Here is a 19,643-nt window from a genome sequence, read left to right on the forward strand (position 1 = left end):
GGCTCGAGCTCCTTCTCGGTCTTCTCCGAGGAGTGGAGCACCACCGGCTCGGACTTCTTGAGGATGGTCTCCTCGGAAATGACGACCTCCTTCGCCGTCTTCCGAGACGGGATGTCGTACATCACGTCCAGCATCGCGCTCTCCACGATGGAGCGCAGGCCGCGGGCGCCCGCCTTGCGGCGGATGGCCTCGGAGGCGATCGCCTTCAGCGCGCCGTCGGTGAACTTGAGGTTCACCCCGTCGAGGTCGAACAGCTTGCGGTACTGCTTCACCAGCGCGTTCTTCGGGCGGGAGAGGATGTCCACCAGCGCGGGCTCGTCCAGCTCCTCCAGCGCGGTGACGATCGGCAACCGGCCGATGAACTCCGGGATCATCCCGAACTTGAGGATGTCCTCCGGCTCCACGTGCTTGAGCAGCTCCGAGAGGTTCCGCTCCTTCTTGGTCTGGATCTCCGCGCCGAAGCCCATCGACCTGCCGCCGAGGCGCCGCTCGATGATCTGCTCCAGGCCGCCGAACGCGCCGCCGCAGATGAAGAGGATGTTGGTGGTGTCGACCTGCAGGAACTCCTGCTGCGGGTGCTTGCGGCCCCCCTTGGGCGGGACGTTCGCGATCGTCCCCTCGATGATCTTCAGCAGCGCCTGCTGCACGCCCTCGCCGGAGACGTCGCGGGTGATCGACGGATTCTCCGACTTGCGGGCGATCTTGTCGATCTCGTCGATGTAGACGATGCCGCGCTGCGCCCGCTCGATGTCGTGGTCCGCCGCCTGGAGGAGGTTGACGATGATGTTCTCGACGTCCTCGCCGACGTAGCCCGCCTCGGTGAGGGTGGTGGCGTCGGCGATGGTGAACGGCACGTTGAGCAGGCGCGCGAGCGTCTCGGCCAGCAGGGTCTTGCCCGAGCCGGTGGGGCCGATCAGCAGGATGTTGGACTTCGACAGTTCGATGTCGTCGTTCTTGATCCGGCTCTCGATGCGCTTGTAGTGGTTGTAGACCGCGACCGAGAGCGTCTTCTTGGCGCGCTGCTGGCCGATCACGTACTGGTCGAGGACCTCGAGTATCTCGCGCGGCTTGGGCAGGTGGCTGCGGGCGGCGTGGGCCTTTTCCTCGAGCTCCTCGCGGATGATGTCGTTGCACAGCTCGACGCATTCATCGCAGATGAACACGCTGGGGCCCGCGATCAGCTTGCGAACCTCGTGCTGGCTCTTGCCGCAGAACGAGCAATACAGGATCTTGCTGCTGTCGCCGGTACGGCCCTGGCGGTCTTCGGTCATGCTCTGGTTGCCCTGGTGGAATGGGTCGGAATCGAGAATATCACAGGCCGCCAATGGTCAAACCCCGACCCGGACGGGGCCGGATCGGGGCGTGAAGGCGGCGTTCGGGACCGGTCAGCCGGCCTGGACGGTGTCGTCGGGCCGCGAGCTGATGACCGCGTCCACGACGCCGTAGGCCTTGGCCTCTTCCGACGACATGAAGTAGTCGCGCTCGACGTCGCGCTCGATCTTGTCGATCGGCTGCCCGGTGTTGTCGGACAGCTCCTTGTTCAGCCGCTCGCGCAGGAACAGGATTTCCTTGGCCTGGATCGCGATGTCGCTGGCCTGGCCCTGGGCGCCGCCCGAGGGCTGGTGGATCATGACGCGCGAGTTCGGGAGGATGTAGCGCTTGCCCTTGGTGCCGGCGGCGAGCAGGAACGAACCCATGCTCGCGGCCTGGCCGACGCAGATGGTGCTGACGTCGGGCTTGATGAAGCGCATGGTGTCGTAGATCGCCAGGCCGGCGGTGACGATGCCGCCGGGCGAGTTGATGTACAGGCTGATGTCCTTCTCGGGATTCTCGGCCTCGAGGAACAGCAGCTGGGCGACGATCACGTTCGCCATGTAGTCGTCGATGGGGCCGACCAGGAAGATCACGCGCTCCTTGAGCAGGCGCGAGTAGATGTCATACGCCCGCTCGCCGCGGCTGGTCTGCTCGACCACCATCGGCACCAGGTTCAAGCCCTTGATCGGTTCCATGCGACGTTCCTCCGTTTTGGCCGATCTTACGCGGCCGGGCGCATCAGTTCGGTGAAGCTCAGCGCCTGCTCGGTCGCGTCGGCCCGCTCGGCGATCCAGTCGATCACCTGCTCTTCCATCACGCGGTTCCGGAGGCTCTGCATGAGGTTGGGGTCGTTCTTGTAGAGTTCAACGACCTGCTCCGGCTCCTCGTAGGTCGAGGCGATCAGCTGCAGGGTCTCGTTCAGCCGGCGGCCGTCGAGCTTGAGGTTGTTCTGGCGGGCGACCTCGCCCACCAGCAGCGCCGCGGCGACACGGTTGCGGGCGGCCGGCATGAACATCTCCGGGTCGGCCTTGGCGTTGGCCTGGCCCTGCTGGCGGGCCTGCTGCTCGGCGGCGGCGGCCATGTTGCGGGCCTCGGCCTGGATCAGGCGCGGCGGCAGCTCGACGCTGCTGTACGCGGCCACCAGCTTGGAAGCCACTTCCGCGCGCAGGCGCGCCATCAGCGTGCCCTTGAGCTCGCGCTCGAGGTTGGCGCGCACTTCCTTGCGGAACTGCTCGACCTTGCCGTTCTTGATGCCGAAGCTCTTGACGAAGGCCTCGTCGATCTCGGGCAGGTGCGGCTCGGAGACCTTGTGCACCTTGAGCTGGACCTTGGCGGACTTGCCGGCCAGCTCGGTGGCGCGCCAGTCGGCCGGGAAGGTCATGTCGACCTCGCGCTCGTCGCCGGCGGCCATGCCGGCCAGCGCGGCCTCGAGCTCGGGCAGCATGACGCCGGAGCCCAGCACGGTGTTGCCCTTGTCGCTGCCCTCGGCCGGCATGCGCAGGTCGCCGCTGGTGGCGACGGTCTCGACCGCCAGCAGGTCGCCCGGCTGCGCCGGACGCTCGACCGCGACCCAGGTGCGGCGCTGCGCGCGCAGGGTCTCGATCATGCCGTCGATGTCGGCGTCTTCGATGGACGAGGTGGTACGCACGACCTTGAGCTGCTTCGGGTCGATGGTGCCGAAATCGGGCACGACCTCGAAGGTGGCGGTGAAGCGGATCTCGCCCTCGGCGGCGGCCGGGTCGGCCTTCAGCTCGGGGTTGCCGGCGACCAGCAGCTTCTGCTCGCGCAGGGCTTCGCCGAGGCTCTCGCGGACCAGCTCACCGTAAGCTTCGCTGCGGACCTGCGGGCCGAAGCGCTGCTCGATGACCTTGGCGGGCACCTTGCCCTTGCGGAAGCCCTTGATGTTCGCGGTGCGCGCGATCTCGACCAGGCGCTTGCCGACCACGCCGTCGAGGCGCTCCGCCGGCAGGGTGATGGTGAGGCGGCGTTCCAGGTTGGCGGTGTTCTCGAGCGAAACTTGCATGTCAACTCCTGACCGCGCCGTTCCCGGGCGCGAAAATGAAAAAACCCGCAGAGCCCCGAATCATCCCCGCGCCTCCGTTGCCGGATGGTGCGAAAGGAGAGACTCGAACTCTCACGGGTTGCCCCACTGGAACCTAAATCCAGCGCGTCTACCAGTTCCGCCACTTTCGCATTGCCGCGCGGTGACGATTCAATCGGGAAGATGGTGGGCCGTGTAGGATTCGAACCTACGACCTATTGATTAAGAGTCAACTGCTCTACCAACTGAGCTAACGGCCCGTTATCTTCCCGCCGAAGCGGCTTGCGACGCGGCATTATGCCGCGCTTGGAACTGGGGTGGAAGACGGGACTCGAACCCGCGACCCTCGGAATCACAATCCGATGCTCTAACCGACTGAGCTACATCCACCACATTGTGAACCTTAACCCGTTCCACCCCTCCCGGCCTGGCGCGCCCGGCAGGAATCGAACCTGCAACCGCCGGCTTAGAAGGCCGGTGCTCTATCCAGTTGAGCTACGGGCGCCTGCCGGGATGATACCGACCGCGTCCGCCCGCTTCCATGCGCGGTTGCCGCAGGTGCCGGGAAAGCTGGCCTGGTCGGGGCAGAGGGATTCGAACCCACGACATCCAGCTCCCAAAGCTGGCGCTCTACCAGGCTGAGCTATACCCCGGCGGTGAAGCCCGGCACCCGGGAAGGCGCGCCGCACGAGTTACAACTTTACGGCCGCCCCGGCGGGAGGTGCAATGCACCGCCTGCCTGGGCCACCGAACAAAAAGGGTGCCGAAGCACCCTGTTTGCCGAAGAGTGGCGCGCCCGGAGAGATTCGAACTCCCGACCACCAAGTTCGTAGCCTGGTGCTCTATCCAGCTGAGCTACGGGCGCGCAGAAGCGAAATTATGGGGGACGCTGGCGAAGCCGTCAATGCCTTTGGTGAAACTAAAACCGAAGGCGACCCAAGCACACCTTTGTCCGTCGCGACCGGGTGGAAAAAACGCCGCCTTTCGGCGGCGGATTCGACCTGGCGGAGTGAGAGGGATTCGAACCCTCGATCAGGCTTTTGACCCGATACTCCCTTAGCAGGGGAGCCCCTTCGGCCACTCGGGCATCACTCCGTGACGGACACCGGCCCCGCCCTCTCGGGCGAAACCGGCCGCATAGGATAGCCTTTCAATCGGGCTTCGGTAAACCCGCATCGCCGGCGGCACCCGCAGGCGCGTCGCCGTCGTCCTTCTGGATGCGCTGGAAGATTTCCTCGCGATGCACGGCCACGTCCTTGGGCGCCGTGATGCCGATCCGCACCTGGTTTCCCTTGACGCCCAGCACCGTCACGGTGACCGAGTCGCCGATCATCAGGGTCTCTCCCACCCTACGCGTCAAAATCAGCATCGCTCTCCCTCCCGATACGTCCCTGCACCGGCCCGCGCGACCCGTTGGCTGCGCGCGGTTCCCAGCCGCGAGATCGCGGCGTTTCCCGATGGTAGTGCGCGGCCGGGCGGGGCGCAACGAAGCGCGCCCCGCGCGGCACGGATCAGCCCAGGCGCTCGGCCACCCAGGCCGGCACGCCCTGCAGGGCCGCCACCAGCGCCGGCCCGTCGGGACCGCCGCCCTGGGCCATGTCGGGGCGCCCGCCGCCCTTGCCGCCGATCTGGGCGGCGACGTGGGCCAGCAGCTCGCCGGCCTTCACCTTGCCCAGCGCGGCGCCCTGCACGCCGGCCACCAGCGAGGCCTTCCCGCCTTCGGCCGAGGCCAGGACGATCACGGCGTCGCCGAGGCGCGACTTGAGCTGGTCCACGGCATCGCGCAGCGACTTGGCGTCCAGGCCCTCGAGCCGCGCCGCGACCACCTTGGTGCCGGACACCTCGGGCGCGGAAGCCGCGAGGTCGGACGTGGCGCCGGCGGCGGCCTTGGCCTTGAGCGATTCGAGCTCGCGCTCGAGCTTCTTCTGGCGGTCGAGCAGCTGGCGCAGCTTGTCGACCACGTCGGCGGCATTGCCGCCGAGCAGGCTGGCGGCCTCCTCCAGGCGACGCTCTTCGGCGGCGATGTACGCCAGCGCGCCCTCGCCCGTCACCGCCTCGATGCGGCGCACGCCGGCGGCCACGCCGCCTTCGCTGATGATCTTGAACACGCCGATGTCGCCGGTGTGGTGCACGTGGGTGCCACCGCACAGCTCGGTGGAGAACTCGCCCATGCGCAGCACGCGCACGTGCTCGCCGTACTTCTCGCCGAACAGCGCCATCGCGCCGAAATCCAGCGCTTCCTGCATGCCCATGTGGTGCACTTCGGCTTCGGCGTTGCGGCGGATCTCGGCGTTCACCATGGCTTCGATGCGCGCGAGATCAGCGGCCGGGATCGCCTGGAAGTGCGAGAAGTCGAAGCGCAGGCGGTCGGGCGCGACCAGCGAGCCCTTCTGCGTGACGTGCTCGCCCAGCACCTTGCGCAGCGCCGCGTGCAGCAGGTGGGTGGCGGAGTGGTTGAGCACCGTGGCCTGGCGCCGGGCCTCGTCCACGCGCGCGGAGAGGCGGTCGCCGACCTTCAGCGCGCCGCCCGCCAGGCGGCCGAGATGGCCGTGGAAGGTGCCCGAGAGCTTGAGCGTGTCGCGCACGTCGAAGCGATTGCCGGCGGGATCGAGCAGCTGGCCGGCATCGCCGACCTGGCCGCCGGATTCGGCGTAGAACGGCGTGCGATCGAGCAGCACGACGGCCTCTTCGCCCACCGCGAGCTGCTGCACGGGCTTGCCCTCGCGGACGATGGCGACGATGCGGCAGCCGTCGGCATCCAGCGACTCGTAGCCGAGGAACTCGGTGGGCCGCAGGGTGGCGATCAGGTCCGTGGGCAGCGCGGTGACGCCCGAGAACTTGCTGGCGGCGCGGGCGCGGTCGCGCTGCTGCTCCATCAGCGCCTCGTACTCGGCCAGGGCGCCGTCGGCCAGGGCCCAGCCCTTGTCGGCGTTCTCGCGCAGCAGGTCGGCGATCAGGTCGGGCGGGCAGCCGTAGGTGTCGTGCAGCTGGAACAACTGCTCGCCGCGGATGCGATTACCCGAGGCCGCCAGGTAGTCCTGGAGGCGTGCCATGCCGGCGTCCAGCGTCTGCGCGAACGCGGCCTCCTCGCCCTTCAGCGCCTGCTCGACCAGCGTCTGCTTCGCGGCCAGCTCGGGATAGGCCTCGCCCATCACCTCGACCAGCGGCTGCACCATGCGCCAGAACTTGCCGTCGGCGCTGAGCCCGTCGAGCTTCCAGAAATGGCGGATGGCGCGGCGGATGATGCGGCGCAGGACGTAACCGCGGCCCTCGTTCGACGGCAGCACGCCGTCCACCACCAGGAAGCTGCAGGCGCGGATGTGGTCTGCGATCACGCGCAGCGACTTGTGCTCGAGGTCGCTGGTGCGGGTTAGCGCCGCGGCGGCCTTGATCAGGTGCTGGAACAGGTCGATCTCGTAGTTGCTGTGCACGTGCTGCAGCACGGCGGCGATGCGCTCCAGCCCCATGCCGGTGTCCACGCAGGGTGCGGGCAGCGGCACCAGGGTGCCGTCGGGCTGGCGGTCGTACTGCATGAAGACGTTGTTCCAGATCTCGATGAAGCGATCGCCATCCTCGTCCGGGCTGCCCGGGGGGCCGCCGGGGATGTGGTCGCCGTGGTCGTAGAAAATCTCCGAGCACGGGCCGCAGGGGCCGGTGTCGGCCATCTGCCAGAAGTTGTCGCTGGCGTAGGGCGCGCCCTTGTTGTCGCCGATACGGATGATGCGCTCGGGCGGCAGGCCGACGACCTTGTGCCAGATGTCGAAGGCTTCGTCATCGGTGTGGTAGATGGTGACGAGCAGGCGCTCCTTGGGCAGCTTCCAGACCTCGGTCAGCAGTTCCCATGCGTAAGTGATGGCGTCGTGCTTGAAGTAGTCGCCGAAGCTGAAGTTGCCCAGCATCTCGAAGAAGGTGTGGTGGCGCGCGGTGTAGCCGACCTGGTCGAGGTCGTTGTGCTTGCCGCCTGCGCGCACGCAGCGCTGCGAGCTGACCGCACGCACGTAGCTGCGCTTCTCCGCGCCCAGGAACACGTCCTTGAACTGCACCATGCCGGCGTTGGTGAACAGCAGGGTCGGGTCGTTGCCCGGCACGAGCGGGCTGGAGGGCACCACTTCATGGCCCTTGGAGCGGAAGTACTCGAGGAAATCCCGGCGGATCTGGTGGCTGGTCTTGGTCATGGACGGCGTGGGGCTCTGGCAACTCGGATTCGGGGCCGCGGCGTGACCTGCCCGCCCTGTCCCACAAATGCGGGGCGGAGCGGGAAATCACCACCGGATGGCGTGGCCGCCAAGATTACCAGCCCGGGACCGGGGTCCGGACGCTTCACCGCCCGCCCGGCGGGTCAGAAGCCGTCGGGGTCGTCCGGCGCCTGCGCCCGGCCGCGCACCGCGCCGTAGGCGCAGCCCTGGTCGAACCCACGGCGAAGCAGGAAATCGACCGCCTTGCGGCGCCTCGCGGGATCCGCCAGTTCGGCGGGCCGGAAACGCTTGTCGACCAGGGCCTGGGCCGAGGCGGCCCAGTCGGTTTCGCAGGCGTCGAGGGCCTGCACCACGGCATCGGCCGGCAAGCCGTGCCCGGCCAGCTCCTGCCGGATGCGAACCGGGCCGTAGCCTGAGTGCGCCCGGTCGCGGGCGAAGGCGGTCGCGAAGCGCAGGTCGTCCTGGTAACCCAGGCCCGCCAGCTTCTCGATCGCCGCCTCGGCCTCCTCGGGATCGGCGCCCCGCAGGCCCAGCTTGCGCCGAAGGTCGCGGCGGGAGTGCTCCCGCCGCACCAGCAGCTCCAGCGCCTTCTGGTAGGCGTCCGGCTTGGGGCGCTCGGGACGGTCACCGAAACCCATTCACCGCCCCCTGCGCGCCCGGGGCCTCAGGCCTCGACGGGCTCGGCGTTCTCGTCGCCGATGACCAGGCCGGGCACGAACTTGTCGCGCAGCTTGCCTTCGAGGTCCTTGGCCACGGCCGGGTTGTCCTTCAGCCACTGGCGGACGTTCTCCTTGCCCTGGCCGATGCGCTCGCCGTTGTAGCTGTACCAGGCGCCCGCCTTCTCGATCAGCTTGGCATCCACGCCCATGTCGATGATCTCGCCCTCGCGGCTGATGCCCTGCCCGTAGAGGATCTCGGTGACGATGACCTTGAACGGCGGGGCCATCTTGTTCTTGACCACCTTGATCTTGGTCTGGTTGCCGATGACTTCCTCGCCCTTCTTCACCGAGCCGATGCGGCGGATGTCCAGGCGCACCGAGGCGTAGAACTTGAGCGCGTTGCCGCCGGTGGTCACTTCCGGGCTCTGGCCCGGCATCATCACGCCGATCTTCATGCGCAGCTGGTTGATGAAGATGACCATGCAGTTGCTGCGCTTGATGTTGCCGGTGAGCTTGCGCAGGGCCTGGCTCATCAGGCGGGCCTGCAGGCCCGGCAGCTGGTCGCCCATCTCGCCCTCGATTTCGGCGCGCGGGGTGAGCGCGGCCACGGAGTCGACCACGACCATGTCCACGGAGTTCGAGCGCACCAGCATGTCGGCGATCTCGAGCGCCTGCTCGCCGGTGTCCGGCTGGCTGACCAGCAGGTCGTCGATGTTGACGCCCAGCTTCACCGCATAGGTCGGGTCGAGCGCGTGCTCGGCGTCGATGAAGGCCGCGGTGCCGCCCGCCTTTTGGCACTCGGCGATGGCCTGCAGGGTGAGCGTGGTCTTGCCCGAGGACTCGGGACCGTAGATCTCGATGACGCGGCCCTTGGGCAGGCCGCCGATGCCCAGCGCGATGTCGAGCATCAGCGAGCCCGTGCCGATGACTTCGGCCGGCTCGGTGCTCTTGTCGCCCATGCGCATGACGGCGCCCTTGCCGAACTGCTTTTCGATCTGGCTCAGGGCGGCGGTGAGGGCGCGCTTCTTGTTCTCGTCCATCGTCGGGTTCCTCGGGGGTTTGTTTTCAGGTGTTGCGAGGTTAGCGGGGCGGGGTCTCACGGACTGAGAACCGGCGGCTGGCCCTGAATCTGCGTCATCCCGCGCCTCCGCGGCAGCCGTTTCCGCCTCGATGCGCTGTAGGGAAAGCGACTTCTTCGGTCCGGACTTCTTGCCACCGAAGCTCAACGGTTCGGCCTTACGAGGCCGCAATACAGTCCTTCGATCGCGAATTCCTGGTCGGGCTTCACCACGATGGGCGCGTAGTCGGGGTTGCGGGGCAGCAGGCGGATGCCATCCTTGCCAATCTTGAGCAGCTTCACGGTGATTTCCTCATCAATGCGGGCGACGACGATCTGGCCGCTGCGCGCGTCGTTGGTGCGGTGCACGCCGATCAGGTCGCCGTGCAGGATGCCTTCGTCGCGCATGGAGTCGCCCTTCACCTTCAGCAGGTAGTCGGGCGCGGGCGAGAAGAAGACGCGATCAAGCAGCACCATGTCGTGAAGGCCGGCGTCGGCGCCGATGGGCAGGCCGGCCGCGACCTGGCCGAGCACGGGCAGGCGGAGGAGGTCATCCCCGGCCGCGGGGACGAGGTCCGCGGCCGGGGACGACACGTTCTGGGAAGACGCCGCGGGCGAGACCAGCCGGATGCCGCGGGCCTGCCCCGGCACCCGGCGGATGGCGCCGGCCTGCTCGAGGGCTTCCAGGTGGTATTGGGCCGCGCGCACGCCCTTGAAGCCAAAGGCATGGGCGATCTCGACCTGGGAGGGCGGCACGCCGTCGGCCTCTATACGCTCGGTGATCATGGCCAGGATGGCCTGCTGGGTGTCGGTGATGTCCATTAGTAGTAATACTACTAACACACCTCCCCGCCCTGTCAAGCCTTTTTTGGCGCGCTAGCGGGCCAGCTCCAGCAGGCCGCGCAACGCGGCCTCCACGGTCTGGCGGCGCACGGTCTCGCGGTCGCCGTCGAAGTGGAACAACTCGGCCTTCGGATAGCCGCCGCGCCGCTTCCAGCCCAGCCAGACGGTGCCGACGGGCTTGCCGGGGCTGCCGCCGCCGGGGCCGGCGATGCCGGTGACCGCCACCGCGATGCTCGCGCCCGAGGTGACCAGCGCGCCGGACACCATTTCCACCACGGTTTCGCGGCTCACCGCGCCGTGTTCGATCAGGGTCTCGGGCCGCACGCCCAGCAGCGCCTGCTTGGCCTCGTAGCTGTAGGCCGCCATGCCGCAGTCGAACCAGGCCGAACAGCCCGGGATGTCGGTGATCATCTTGGCGATCCAGCCGCCGGTGCAGCTTTCGGCAGTTGCCAGCATCAAGTGCCTGGCCTGCAGGGCGGTGCCCACCTGTTCGGCCAGTTCGTGCAGCAGCCGGTCGTCCGGCAGGGAGAGGGCGTCCATGACCGCTAGACTATAGGGCCGCCTCCGCCAATGCCATCCGGATGTCCTCCTCGGAAACCCCGCAGCACACCCCGCTGATGCGCCAGTTCTTCGCCGCCAAGGCGGAGCATCCCGACATCCTGCTGTTCTTCCGGATGGGCGACTTCTACGAGCTGTTCTACGACGACGCCCGCAAGGCCGCGCGCCTGCTCGACATCACCCTGACCCAGCGCGGCGCCTCGGCCGGTGCGCCGATCCCGATGGCCGGCGTGCCGGTGCACGCGATGGAGGGCTATCTCGCGCGCCTGGTGGCGCTGGGCGAATCGGTGGCCATCTGCGAACAGATCGGAGATCCTGCCCTGGCCAAGGGCCTGGTTGAACGAAAGGTCGTGCGCATCGTCACGCCCGGCACCGTCACCGACGAGGCGCTGCTGCAGGAGCGGCGCGACACGCTGCTGCTGGCAGTGTCGCGCGGCAAGGGCGGCTACGGCATCGCCTGGGCCGACCTGGCCGGCGGCCGCTTCCTCGTTTCGGAAGTCGCCACCGAGGACCAGCTCACCGCCGAACTGGCGCGACTGGATCCCGCGGAAATCCTGTTGCCGGACGAAGACGGCTGGCCCGCCCCCGTCACCGCCCTGCCCGGCCTGCGCCGGCGGCCGCCCTGGGGCTTCGATGCCGACGCCTGCCGGCGCCAGCTGCTGCGCTTCTTCGCGCTGCACGACCTCACCGGCTTCGGGCTGGAGGACAAGCCGCTGGCGATCGGCGCCGCCGGTGCGCTGCTGGCTTACGTCGAGGAAACCCAGAAGCAGCGCCTGCCGCACCTGACCGCCATCGCCTTCGAGTCGGCCGACGACGGCATCGCCATCAATGCCGCCACCCGCCGCCACCTCGAGCTCGACAGCCGCACCGACGGCCGCACCGAGCACACGCTGCTGGGCGTGCTCGACGCCAGCATCAGTCCGATGGGCGGCCGGCTGCTGCGGCGCTGGCTGAACCGCCCGCTGCGCGACCGCCGCGTGCTGGGCGAGCGCCACCACGCCGTGGCCACCTTCATCGCGTCCGCCGCGGGGGACGAACTGCGCGAGCGCTTCCGCGGCCTCGGCGACGTCGAACGCATCCTCTCGCGCGTGGCGCTGCGTTCGGCGCGGCCGCGCGACCTGTCCACGCTGCGCGACGGCCTGGTCATGCTGCCGGCGCTGCGCGCGGTGCTGGCGCCATTGGATTCGCCGCGCCTGCAGGCGCTGGCGGCCGAACTCGGCGAGCACGCAGGCCACGCCGCCCTGCTGGCCTCGGCCATCATCCCGCAGCCGCCGGTGCTGCTGCGCGACGGCGGCGTCATCGCCGAAGGCTTCGACGCCGAGCTCGACGAGCTGCGCACGCTGTCCACCAACGCCGACCAGTTCCTGGTCGACCTCGAGGCCCGCGAGAAGGCCGCCACCGGCATCGCCACCCTTAAGGTCGGCTACAACCGCGTGCACGGGTATTTCATCGAGATCAGCAAGGGCCAGTCCGAGCGCGCGCCGACCCATTACACGCGCCGCCAGACGCTGACCGGCGCCGAGCGCTACATCACCGAGGAACTCAAGGCCTTCGAGGACAAGGTGCTCAGCGCCCGCGAGCGCTCGCTGGCGCGCGAGAAGCTGCTTTACGAGCAATTGCTGGATGCGCTGAACGAGCAACTGGAATCGCTCAAGCGCTGCGCCGCCGCGCTCGCCGAGCTCGACGTGCTGGCCGCCTTCGCCGAGCGCGCGCAGGCGCTGGACTGGTCGCAGCCCGAACTCACCGAAGCGCCCGGCCTCCGGATCGAGCGCGGCCGCCACCCGGTGGTCGAGGCGGTGCGCAGCGAGCCCTTCGAGCCCAACGACCTGGTGCTGGATGAAAACCGCCGCATGCTGGTCATCACCGGCCCGAACATGGGCGGCAAGAGCACCTACATGCGCCAAAACGCGCTGATCGTGCTGCTGGCGCACGTGGGCAGCTTCGTGCCGGCGGCGCGGGCCGTGATCGGGCCGATCGACCGCATCCTCACCCGCATCGGCGCGGGCGACGACCTGGCGCGCGGCCAGTCGACCTTCATGGTCGAAATGGCCGAAACCAGCTACATCCTCCACCACGCCACCGCGAACTCGCTGGTGCTGATGGACGAGATCGGCCGCGGCACCTCCACCTACGACGGCCTGGCGCTGGCCGAGGCCTGCGCGCGCCACCTCGCGCACGCGAACCGCGCCTACACGCTCTTCGCGACCCACTATTTCGAGCTGACCGCGCTGGCCGAACCGGGCAGCGGCATCGCCAACGTGCACCTGGACGCGATCGAACACGGCGACAAGCTGGTGTTCATGCACGCGGTGAAGGACGGCCCGGCCAACCGCAGCTTCGGCCTGCAGGTGGCGGCGCTGGCCGGCCTGCCGCGCACGGTGGTCGAGCAGGCGCGGCGCACCCTGGCCGAACTCGAGCAGCGCGGTGCGCCGCACGCGGTGGCGGAGATGAGCCCGGCCGCGCTGGAGTCGCCGCAGCAGTTCGGGCTGTTCGCACCGGCGCCCTCGCCGGCCCTCGAGGCGCTGGCCGCGATGGATCCGGACGAGCTGACGCCCAAGCAGGCGCTGGAGGCGCTGTACCGGCTCAAGTTGCTGCGCTGAAACCGCGACCGGCGTCAACAGCCCCTGGCCGCCACGTTTGCTAGGGTGGCGGCTTTCCAGCCACCCGACCTTTCCGGAGCGCCCGCATGACCCGCCGATCCCTCGCCCTTGCCGTTTTCTTGCTCGCCGCCTCGCTGGGCGCCCAGGCCCAGACCGTGGTGGTGCAGGCCGGCCAACTGCTCGATCGCCCGGGCCAGCCGGCGCGCGGCGCCGCGACGCTGCTGATCCGCGACGGCAAGGTCGAACAGGTGCGCGATGGCCACCATGGGGCCGCGGCCTTCGGCGCCCCGGCCGACACCCGCGTGGTCGACCTGCGCCAGCACTTCGTGCTGCCCGGCCTGATCGACAGCCACGTACACCTGACGAACGACCTCGGCGGCCTCGCCGGCCAGCTGGCCGAAGTGCAGCGCAGCCCGGCCGACAACGCGCTCGAGGCCGCCGTCAACGCCCGCAAGACGCTGCTGGCCGGCTTCACCACGGTGCGCAACCTGGGCGACGGCGATGGCGAGATCCGCGCGCTGCGCGATGCCATCGCCGCCGGCAAGCTGCCGGGCCCGCGCATCCTCACGGCCAACACTTCGATCTCGGCCACGGCCGGCCATGGCGACCCGCGCCTGGGCTACCGCGCCGACCTCCACGACGCGCTCGACACCGGCGGCAACGTCTGCGATGGCGTCGAAAGCTGCCGCCGCGCGGTGCGCCGCCAAGTGGCGGAAGGCGCCGACGTGATCAAGCTGCTGATCACCGGCGGCGTGAACAGCCGGATCGGCGCCGGCCTCGGCGCGCAAATGTTCGAGGACGAGGCCCGCGCGGTGGTCGAAACCTCGCGCATGTACGGCAAGAAGGTGGCGGTGCACGCGCACGGCGCCGACGGCATCAACCTCGCGCTGCGCCTGGGCGTGGATTCGATCGAGCACGGCACGCTGCTGGACAAGGAAGGCCTGCGCCTGTTCCGCGAGAGCGGCGCGTACTACGTGCCCACGCTGTCGACGGTGAACGGCTACCGCGAGCGCCTGGCCGCCAATCCCGACGCTTACCGCGGCGACGTGCTGGCCAAGATCCGCTGGCGCATCGACATCACGGGCAAGGCGCTGGAGCAGGCGGTGCCGGCCGGCGTGAAGATCGCCTTCGGCACCGATGCCGGCGTCAGCCTGCACGGGCGCAACGCCGACGAGTTCGAGCTGATGGTGGCACACGGCATGACGCCGGCGCAGGCGATCGTCGCGGCCACCCGCAACGCCGCCGACCTGCTGGGCCTGGGCGACCGCATCGGCAGCCTCGAGCCCGGCAAGCAGGCCGACCTGATCGCGGTGTCCGGCAACCCGCTGGAAGACGTCACCGTCCTGAAGAAAGTGGACGTGGTGATGAAGGGCGGCGAGCTCCAGGCGCCCTGAGCGCCGCTCAGAGCGCGTCGAGGTCGCCCAGCGCCTGGATCAGGCGGCGCGCGCGCTTGTCCGGCTTGCCGGCGGGCGCGCGGTAGCCGGCGTTGGCGGCGCGCCGCTCCTCCGCCAGCCGCAGCCGTTGCTCGCGCGAGGCCTCGGATTCCGCGTACAGCGCCTGCGCCAACGGCGCCGGCCCGCGCCGCTCGCTGAGCGCCATCACCTGCACTTCGAACAGGTCTTCGCCGCGGCGCAACTTCAGCTGCTCGCCGCCCTTGAGCTGGCGCGACGCCTTCGCGCCCTGCCCCTGCACTTCGACCTTGCCGCCTTCGATGGCCTGCTTGGCGAGCGCGCGCGTCTTGTAGAAGCGCGCCGCCCACAGCCAGATGTCGAGCCGCACCGCGGCCAGCGTTTCCGGTTTATCCATGCCCTGATCCTAGCGCCTCGCGGTCGCGTCGCACCAACGCAAACGGCCGCCTTTCGGCGGCCGTTCGGCGGTGCGGCAGGAAGCGATTACTCGCCCTGGTAGCCCAGGTCTTCCTTGATGCGCGCCTTCTTGCCTTCCAGGCCACGCAGGTAGTACAGCTTGCCGGCGCGGACCTTGCCGCGGCGCTTCACCGTCAGCGAGTCGATGATCGGGCTGTGGGTCTGGAACACGCGCTCGACGCCGAAGCCGTGCGAGATCTTGCGCACGGTGAAGGCGGAGTTGAGGCCGGCGTTCTTGATGGCGATGACCACGCCTTCATAGGCCTGGACGCGCTCGCGGTTGCCTTCCTTGACCTTGACGTTGACCACGACGGTGTCGCCGGGACCAAACGCGGGCAGCTTGCGCTGCGACTGCTCTTGCTCGAACTGCTGCAGGAAATTCATGGTTACACGCCTCGCCTCTGATATTTATTGGATGTGCGCGCCAGAGGCCCGGTGACCGTGCTTGGCTTTTGGAAAATTAGCGGGAAAGTATAGCCCGCCAAGCCCTTGAAGGGGAAGGGGTTAGGCGCCCGCGGGGTTTTCGGCCCGCCAGCCGGCGATGAACTCGGCCAGCAGGGCCCGGTCGGCCTTGTCCAGGCGGACCCGGGCCAGCAGGTCCGGACGCCGCAGCCAGGTCCGGCCCAGGCTTTGCTGGCGGCGCCAGCGGGCGATGGCCGCGTGGTCGCCGGACAGCAGCACCGCCGGGACGCCCTCGGTGCCCGAGGCTTCGGACCGGGTGTAGTGCGGGCAGTCCAGCAGGCCGTCCTCGAAGCTGTCCTGGGTGGCCGAATCCGCGTGGTTCAGGGCGCCCTCCTGCAGCCGGCCGACGGCGTCGACCAGCACCGCCGCGGCCAGTTCGCCGCCGGACAGCACGTAGTCGCCGATCGAGAGCTCCTCGTCCACCTCGCGGGCGATGAAGCGCTCGTCCAGGCCCTCGTAGCGGCCGCAAAGCAGGATCAGGCGGGGCTCGGCGGCCAACTGGCGCACCTTGGCCTGGGTCAGGCGTTCGCCTTGCGGGCTGAGGTAGATGACCCGGGCCGGGGCCGGGTCGGCCGCGCGCGCCGCGGCCAGGCAGGCGCCCAGCGGCTCGGCCAGCATCAGCATGCCGGGGCCGCCGCCAAACGGGCGCTGGTCCACCCGCCGGTAGTTGTCGGTGGCGTAGTCGCGCGGGTTCCAGCCGTGCACGGACAACAGGCCGCGCTCCTGCGCACGCCCGACCACGCCCAGCGCGGCGGATTCGCGGATGAAATCGGGGAACAGCGTGACGACGTCGATGCGCACGGCGTGTCCCGGCGTCAGAAGTCCGCGTCCCAGTCGACCACGACCAGGCCGGCGTCGAAGTCCACGGACTTCACGTACTGGTCGATGACGAAGGGAATCAGGCGTTCGCGCTCGCCCAACGCAACCAGCACCGGGTTGGCGCCGGTATCGAACAGGTGCGAGACCTTGCCGAAGTCCACGCCCTCGAGGTTGCGGACCGCCAGGCCCTCCAGGTCCACCCAGTAGTATTCGCCGGGCTTGGGCGCCGGCAGCTGGCTGCGCAGCACCCAGATCTCGGCCCCCTTGAGTGCCTCGGCCTGCTCGCGGCTTTCCACGCCCGGGAAGCTGGCGATGACCAGCTTGCCGGTGTCGCGGCCGCGCACGCCGGACACTTCGCGCTCGGCGTTGCCGGAGCGAAGTATCCAGGGCTGGTACCGGAAGATGGCGTCGCGGGGATCGGTCCAGGAGAGCAGCTTGAGCTCGCCCCGGACGCCGAAGTCGCCGGCGACCCTGCCCAGCAGGATGCGGCGATCGGTGCTCATGGCATCAGGCCTCGCGCGGGGCGAGGCCAGTGGCTCAGGCCGAAGCCTGGGCCGAAGCTTCCTTGAACAGCACGCGGACCTTGTCGGTCAGCTGCGCACCGTTGGAGATCCAGTGCTTCACGCGCTCGGTGTCGAGCTCGACGCGCTTTTCGTTCGGGGTGGCGATCGGGTTGTAGTAACCCAGGCGCTCGATCGAACGGCCGTCGCGCTTGTTGCGCTGGTCGGTGACGATGATGTGGTAGAAGGGGCGCTTCTTGGCGCCACCGCGGGTCAGACGGATCTTGACCATGTCGATTTGCTCTGTAGTTCTGGGACAGGAAGCCCGGCCGCAACCCGGTCGGGGGAATCGCGAATTCTAACCCCTTGGCCGCCCGAAGGAAACCCCGGCGGCTGAACCGGGGTCCGGCGGCCAGGCTCAGCGGCCCGGGAAACGCCCCGGGAAGCCGCCGCCCATCAGGCCCTTCATGCCCCGCAGCATGCCCTTCATGCCGCCCTGGGACAGCTTGGACATCATCTTTTCCATCTGCTGGAACTGCTTGAGCAGCTTGTTCACGTCGGCCGGGGTGGTGCCCGAGCCCCGGGCGACCCGGGCCCGGCGGGAGCCGTTGAGCAGGCCGGGGTTGCGCCGCTCCTTCTTGGTCATCGAATTGATGATGGCCACCATCCGGGGGATTTCCTTGCCGGTGACCTGGGCCTTCACGTGGTCCGGGACCTGGCCCATGCCCGGCAGCTTGTCCATGAGGCCGGAGAGACCGCCCATGTTCTGCATCTGCTCGAACTGGTCCTTCATGTCGTTGAGGTCGAACTTCTTGCCCTTGGCGACCTTCTCGGCCAGCTTCTGGGCCTTGTCCTTGTCGACCTGCTGCTCGACCTGCTCCACCAGCGACAGCACGTCGCCCATGTCGAGGATGCGGCTGGCGGCGCGGTCCGGGTGGAACACGTCCAGGCCGTCGGGCTTTTCGCCGACGCCGACGAACTTGATCGGCTTGCCGGTGATGTAGCGGACGCTGAGCGCGGCGCCGCCGCGGGCATCGCCGTCGGTCTTCGTGAGCACCACGCCGGTCAGCGGCAGCGCCTCGCTAAAGGCCTTGGCGGTGTTGGCGGCGTCCTGGCCGGTCATTGCGTCGACCACGAACAGGGTCTCCACCGGATTGACCGCGGCATGCAGCGCCTGGATCTCGGCCATCATCGCCTCGTCGATGGCGAGGCGGCCGGCGGTGTCGACGATCAGCACGTCGACGAAGCTCTTGCGGGCGTCGTCGATCGCGGCGCGGACGATATCCACCGGCTTCTGGTCCGCCGTGGACGCGAAGAACAGCACGTCCACCTGCTGCGCCAGCGTGCGCAGCTGCTCGATCGCGGCCGGGCGGTAGACGTCGGCCGACACCACCATCACCTTTTTCTTCTTGCGCTCCTTCAGGTGCTTGGCAAGCTTGCCGACCGTGGTCGTCTTGCCCGCGCCCTGAAGGCCAGCCATTAGGATGATCGCCGGCGCCGGCACGTTGAGGTTCAGGTCGGCAGCGGCCGAACCCATCACCGTCGCCATCTCGTCGCGCACGACCTTGATCAGGGCCTGGCCCGGGGTCAGGCTGGTCAGCACTTCCTGGCCGACGGCGCGCACCTTGATGCGCTCGATCAGGGCCGAGACCACCGGCAGCGCCACGTCCGCCTCGAGCAGGGCGATGCGCACCTCGCGGGTGGCCTCGCGGATGTTTTCCTCGGTCAGCCGGCCGCGGCCGCGAAGGCGCTGGAGGGTGCCGGACAAGCGTTGGGTGAGCGACTCGAACATGGGGCTGGGCGTCTGGCGTTGGGGCGCGAAGTATAGCGCGGGCGCCCGCGCGAGCCCTCCAGTCGAGAATGGTTCTCACCTTTTGCGGGCTGTGCCAAACTCGGGACATGACTGCCCTCGCCCTCGCCCTGCTCGCCTCCGTCCTGTACCTGTTGGCCAGCCACCAGCTGGCAGGGCACGCCCAGCAGCCGCACCCGACCCCGCGGCGCTGGCTGCTGCTGGCGGTGCCGGCGGTGCTGCTGCACGCCGGCGTGCACGTGCTGGCCTGGCGGCTGCTGGGCGGCGCCGACTTGCACTTCTTCGCCGCGCTTTCGCTGGTGGGCCTGGGCATGGCCGCGCTGACCACCGGCCTGGGTCCGGCGCAGCGCATCGAGGCGCTGGGCATCATCGTGTTCCCGCTGGCGACCGCCACGCTGCTCGCCTACGCCGGCCTGGGCGGCGGCATGCCGCAGCGGGAGTTGGGCTGGCCGCTGCAGCTGCACGCCCTGCTGGCGCTGCTGGCCTACGCGACGCTGGCGGTGGCCACGCTGCTGGCGCTGATGCTCTGGTTCCAGGACCGCGCGCTGCGGCAGCGCCACCTCGGCGGCTGGCTGCGCGTGCTGCCGCCATTGACCCAGATGGAAACCCTGCTGTTCCGCTGCCTGGGCGTCGGCTTCGCGCTGCTCAGCCTCACCCTGCTTACCGGCGTGCTGTTCGTGGAGAACCTGTTCGCACAGGACCTCGGCCACAAGACCGTGCTTTCGATCCTGTCCTGGGCCGTGCTCGGCGTGCTGCTGTTCGGCCGATGGCGCTGGGGCTGGCGCGGCCCGCGCGCGGTGAAGCTGACGCTGCTGGCGATGGGGCTGCTGCTGCTCGCCTTCTTCGGCAGCAAGTTCGTCTACGAACTCGTCCTGCACCGGGGCTGAGTTTTCTGACGCGGATTTACGCGGATAAACGC

18 protein-coding genes and 7 tRNA genes are annotated in these 19,643 nt (G+C 69.0%); 3 read left to right on the forward strand and 22 right to left on the reverse strand.

What is annotated here, in order from left to right; translation table 11 throughout:
* The 16 genes from clpX to VFV21_RS06995 all read right to left on the reverse strand — a co-directional run.
* On the reverse strand, positions 1-1,271 hold a 1,271-nt coding region (gene clpX, locus VFV21_RS06920; RefSeq protein ID WP_329668714.1), incomplete at its 3' end, for an ATP-dependent Clp protease ATP-binding subunit ClpX.
* Positions 1,272-1,385: 114 nt separating this feature from the next.
* Positions 1,386-2,009, reverse strand: a complete 624-nt coding sequence (gene clpP, locus VFV21_RS06925) for an ATP-dependent Clp endopeptidase proteolytic subunit ClpP (protein ID WP_034215006.1) — start codon at positions 2,007-2,009, stop codon at positions 1,386-1,388.
* A 26-nt stretch (positions 2,010-2,035) separates the two neighbouring features.
* The gene (gene tig / locus VFV21_RS06930; protein ID WP_329668715.1) at positions 2,036-3,337 is read right to left on the reverse strand and encodes a trigger factor; all 1,302 of its coding nucleotides are present in this window, start codon (positions 3,335-3,337) and stop codon (positions 2,036-2,038) included.
* 85 nt (positions 3,338-3,422) lie between these two features.
* Positions 3,423-3,507: transfer RNA gene (locus VFV21_RS06935), tRNA-Leu, on the reverse strand.
* A gap of 32 nt (positions 3,508-3,539) precedes the next feature.
* Positions 3,540-3,615 (reverse strand) — tRNA-Lys (locus tag VFV21_RS06940).
* A 53-nt stretch (positions 3,616-3,668) separates the two neighbouring features.
* Positions 3,669-3,745 (reverse strand) — tRNA-His (locus VFV21_RS06945).
* 38 nt (positions 3,746-3,783) lie between these two features.
* Positions 3,784-3,860 (reverse strand) — tRNA-Arg (locus tag VFV21_RS06950).
* 71 nt (positions 3,861-3,931) lie between these two features.
* A tRNA-Pro gene (locus tag VFV21_RS06955) sits at positions 3,932-4,008 on the reverse strand.
* A 135-nt stretch (positions 4,009-4,143) separates the two neighbouring features.
* Positions 4,144-4,220: transfer RNA gene (locus VFV21_RS06960), tRNA-Arg, on the reverse strand.
* A 137-nt stretch (positions 4,221-4,357) separates the two neighbouring features.
* Positions 4,358-4,450 (reverse strand) — tRNA-Ser (locus VFV21_RS06965).
* Positions 4,451-4,505: 55 nt separating this feature from the next.
* Entirely contained in the window at positions 4,506-4,724 is a 219-nt protein-coding gene (gene csrA / locus VFV21_RS06970; RefSeq protein ID WP_329668716.1) for a carbon storage regulator CsrA, read from the reverse strand.
* Positions 4,725-4,866: 142 nt separating this feature from the next.
* The gene (gene alaS, locus VFV21_RS06975) at positions 4,867-7,530 is read right to left on the reverse strand and encodes an alanine--tRNA ligase (protein WP_329668717.1); all 2,664 of its coding nucleotides are present in this window, start codon (positions 7,528-7,530) and stop codon (positions 4,867-4,869) included.
* Between the two features lie 164 nt (positions 7,531-7,694).
* Positions 7,695-8,189: a regulatory protein RecX gene (locus VFV21_RS06980; protein WP_329668718.1), complete on the reverse strand. Its 495-nt coding sequence runs from the start codon at positions 8,187-8,189 to the stop codon at positions 7,695-7,697.
* 26 nt (positions 8,190-8,215) lie between these two features.
* On the reverse strand, positions 8,216-9,250 hold the full coding sequence (gene recA, locus VFV21_RS06985; RefSeq protein ID WP_290885636.1) for a recombinase RecA: 1,035 nt from the start codon (positions 9,248-9,250) through the stop codon (positions 8,216-8,218).
* A gap of 182 nt (positions 9,251-9,432) precedes the next feature.
* Positions 9,433-10,089, reverse strand: coding sequence for a transcriptional repressor LexA (gene lexA / locus VFV21_RS06990; RefSeq protein ID WP_329668719.1), 657 nt, complete (start codon positions 10,087-10,089; stop codon positions 9,433-9,435).
* Between the two features lie 54 nt (positions 10,090-10,143).
* Positions 10,144-10,650, reverse strand: a complete 507-nt coding sequence (locus tag VFV21_RS06995) for a CinA family protein (protein ID WP_329668720.1) — start codon at positions 10,648-10,650, stop codon at positions 10,144-10,146.
* 41 nt (positions 10,651-10,691) lie between these two features.
* Here VFV21_RS06995 and mutS point away from each other — a divergent pair, with 41 nt between their 5' ends.
* Positions 10,692-13,268, forward strand: coding sequence for a DNA mismatch repair protein MutS (mutS, locus tag VFV21_RS07000; RefSeq protein WP_329668721.1), 2,577 nt, complete (start codon positions 10,692-10,694; stop codon positions 13,266-13,268).
* Positions 13,269-13,354: 86 nt separating this feature from the next.
* Entirely contained in the window at positions 13,355-14,662 is a 1,308-nt protein-coding gene (locus VFV21_RS07005; RefSeq protein ID WP_329668722.1) for a metal-dependent hydrolase family protein, read from the forward strand.
* A gap of 7 nt (positions 14,663-14,669) precedes the next feature.
* On the opposite strand, the gene VFV21_RS07010 is transcribed toward VFV21_RS07005, so the two are convergent.
* The 6 genes from VFV21_RS07010 to ffh all read right to left on the reverse strand — a co-directional run bounded on the left by VFV21_RS07010 (position 14,670) and on the right by ffh (position 18,706).
* A complete protein-coding gene (locus tag VFV21_RS07010; protein WP_329668723.1) occupies positions 14,670-15,074 on the reverse strand; it encodes an RNA-binding S4 domain-containing protein in 405 nt (134 codons plus the stop codon).
* Between the two features lie 86 nt (positions 15,075-15,160).
* Positions 15,161-15,517, reverse strand: coding sequence for a 50S ribosomal protein L19 (rplS, locus tag VFV21_RS07015; protein ID WP_034215033.1), 357 nt, complete (start codon positions 15,515-15,517; stop codon positions 15,161-15,163).
* A gap of 120 nt (positions 15,518-15,637) precedes the next feature.
* Positions 15,638-16,396 carry a tRNA (guanosine(37)-N1)-methyltransferase TrmD gene (gene trmD, locus VFV21_RS07020; protein WP_329668724.1) on the reverse strand — a complete coding sequence of 253 codons (759 nt, stop codon included), beginning with the start codon at positions 16,394-16,396 and terminating at the stop codon, positions 15,638-15,640.
* Between the two features lie 14 nt (positions 16,397-16,410).
* Positions 16,411-16,917 carry a ribosome maturation factor RimM gene (rimM, locus tag VFV21_RS07025; RefSeq protein WP_329668725.1) on the reverse strand — a complete coding sequence of 169 codons (507 nt, stop codon included), beginning with the start codon at positions 16,915-16,917 and terminating at the stop codon, positions 16,411-16,413.
* 34 nt (positions 16,918-16,951) lie between these two features.
* The gene (gene rpsP, locus VFV21_RS07030; protein WP_290885606.1) at positions 16,952-17,206 is read right to left on the reverse strand and encodes a 30S ribosomal protein S16; all 255 of its coding nucleotides are present in this window, start codon (positions 17,204-17,206) and stop codon (positions 16,952-16,954) included.
* Between the two features lie 126 nt (positions 17,207-17,332).
* Positions 17,333-18,706 carry a signal recognition particle protein gene (gene ffh / locus VFV21_RS07035; RefSeq protein ID WP_329668726.1) on the reverse strand — a complete coding sequence of 458 codons (1,374 nt, stop codon included), beginning with the start codon at positions 18,704-18,706 and terminating at the stop codon, positions 17,333-17,335.
* Positions 18,707-18,813: 107 nt separating this feature from the next.
* On the opposite strand from ffh, the gene VFV21_RS07040 reads away from it, so the two are divergent.
* On the forward strand, positions 18,814-19,611 hold the full coding sequence (locus tag VFV21_RS07040) for a cytochrome C assembly family protein (RefSeq protein WP_329668727.1): 798 nt from the start codon (positions 18,814-18,816) through the stop codon (positions 19,609-19,611).
* Positions 19,612-19,643: the final 32 nt, after the last annotated feature.

It is taken from the genome of Arenimonas sp. (genome assembly GCF_036275555.1).
GTDB lineage: Bacteria > Pseudomonadota > Gammaproteobacteria > Xanthomonadales > Xanthomonadaceae > Arenimonas.

What these genes read in the sequence shown, in the direction of transcription:
- csrA (WP_329668716.1), bottom strand. Translation starts at nt 4,724, where the DNA reads ATGCTGATTTTGACGCGTAGGGTGGGAGAGACCCTGATGATCGGCGAC.
- alaS (WP_329668717.1), bottom strand. Translation starts at nt 7,530, where the DNA reads ATGACCAAGACCAGCCACCAGATCCGCCGGGATTTCCTCGAGTACTTC.
- VFV21_RS06980 (WP_329668718.1), bottom strand. Translation starts at nt 8,189, where the DNA reads ATGGGTTTCGGTGACCGTCCCGAGCGCCCCAAGCCGGACGCCTACCAG.
- tig (WP_329668715.1), bottom strand. Translation starts at nt 3,337, where the DNA reads ATGCAAGTTTCGCTCGAGAACACCGCCAACCTGGAACGCCGCCTCACC.
- lexA (WP_329668719.1), bottom strand. Translation starts at nt 10,089, where the DNA reads ATGGACATCACCGACACCCAGCAGGCCATCCTGGCCATGATCACCGAG.
- mutS (WP_329668721.1), top strand. Translation starts at nt 10,692, where the DNA reads ATGTCCTCCTCGGAAACCCCGCAGCACACCCCGCTGATGCGCCAGTTC.
- rpsP (WP_290885606.1), bottom strand. Translation starts at nt 17,206, where the DNA reads ATGGTCAAGATCCGTCTGACCCGCGGTGGCGCCAAGAAGCGCCCCTTC.
- VFV21_RS07010 (WP_329668723.1), bottom strand. Translation starts at nt 15,074, where the DNA reads ATGGATAAACCGGAAACGCTGGCCGCGGTGCGGCTCGACATCTGGCTG.
- rimM (WP_329668725.1), bottom strand. Translation starts at nt 16,917, where the DNA reads ATGAGCACCGATCGCCGCATCCTGCTGGGCAGGGTCGCCGGCGACTTC.
- rplS (WP_034215033.1), bottom strand. Translation starts at nt 15,517, where the DNA reads ATGAATTTCCTGCAGCAGTTCGAGCAAGAGCAGTCGCAGCGCAAGCTG.
- VFV21_RS07040 (WP_329668727.1), top strand. Translation starts at nt 18,814, where the DNA reads ATGACTGCCCTCGCCCTCGCCCTGCTCGCCTCCGTCCTGTACCTGTTG.
- recA (WP_290885636.1), bottom strand. Translation starts at nt 9,250, where the DNA reads ATGGACGAGAACAAGAAGCGCGCCCTCACCGCCGCCCTGAGCCAGATC.
- VFV21_RS07005 (WP_329668722.1), top strand. Translation starts at nt 13,355, where the DNA reads ATGACCCGCCGATCCCTCGCCCTTGCCGTTTTCTTGCTCGCCGCCTCG.
- VFV21_RS06995 (WP_329668720.1), bottom strand. Translation starts at nt 10,650, where the DNA reads ATGGACGCCCTCTCCCTGCCGGACGACCGGCTGCTGCACGAACTGGCC.
- clpP (WP_034215006.1), bottom strand. Translation starts at nt 2,009, where the DNA reads ATGGAACCGATCAAGGGCTTGAACCTGGTGCCGATGGTGGTCGAGCAG.
- ffh (WP_329668726.1), bottom strand. Translation starts at nt 18,706, where the DNA reads ATGTTCGAGTCGCTCACCCAACGCTTGTCCGGCACCCTCCAGCGCCTT.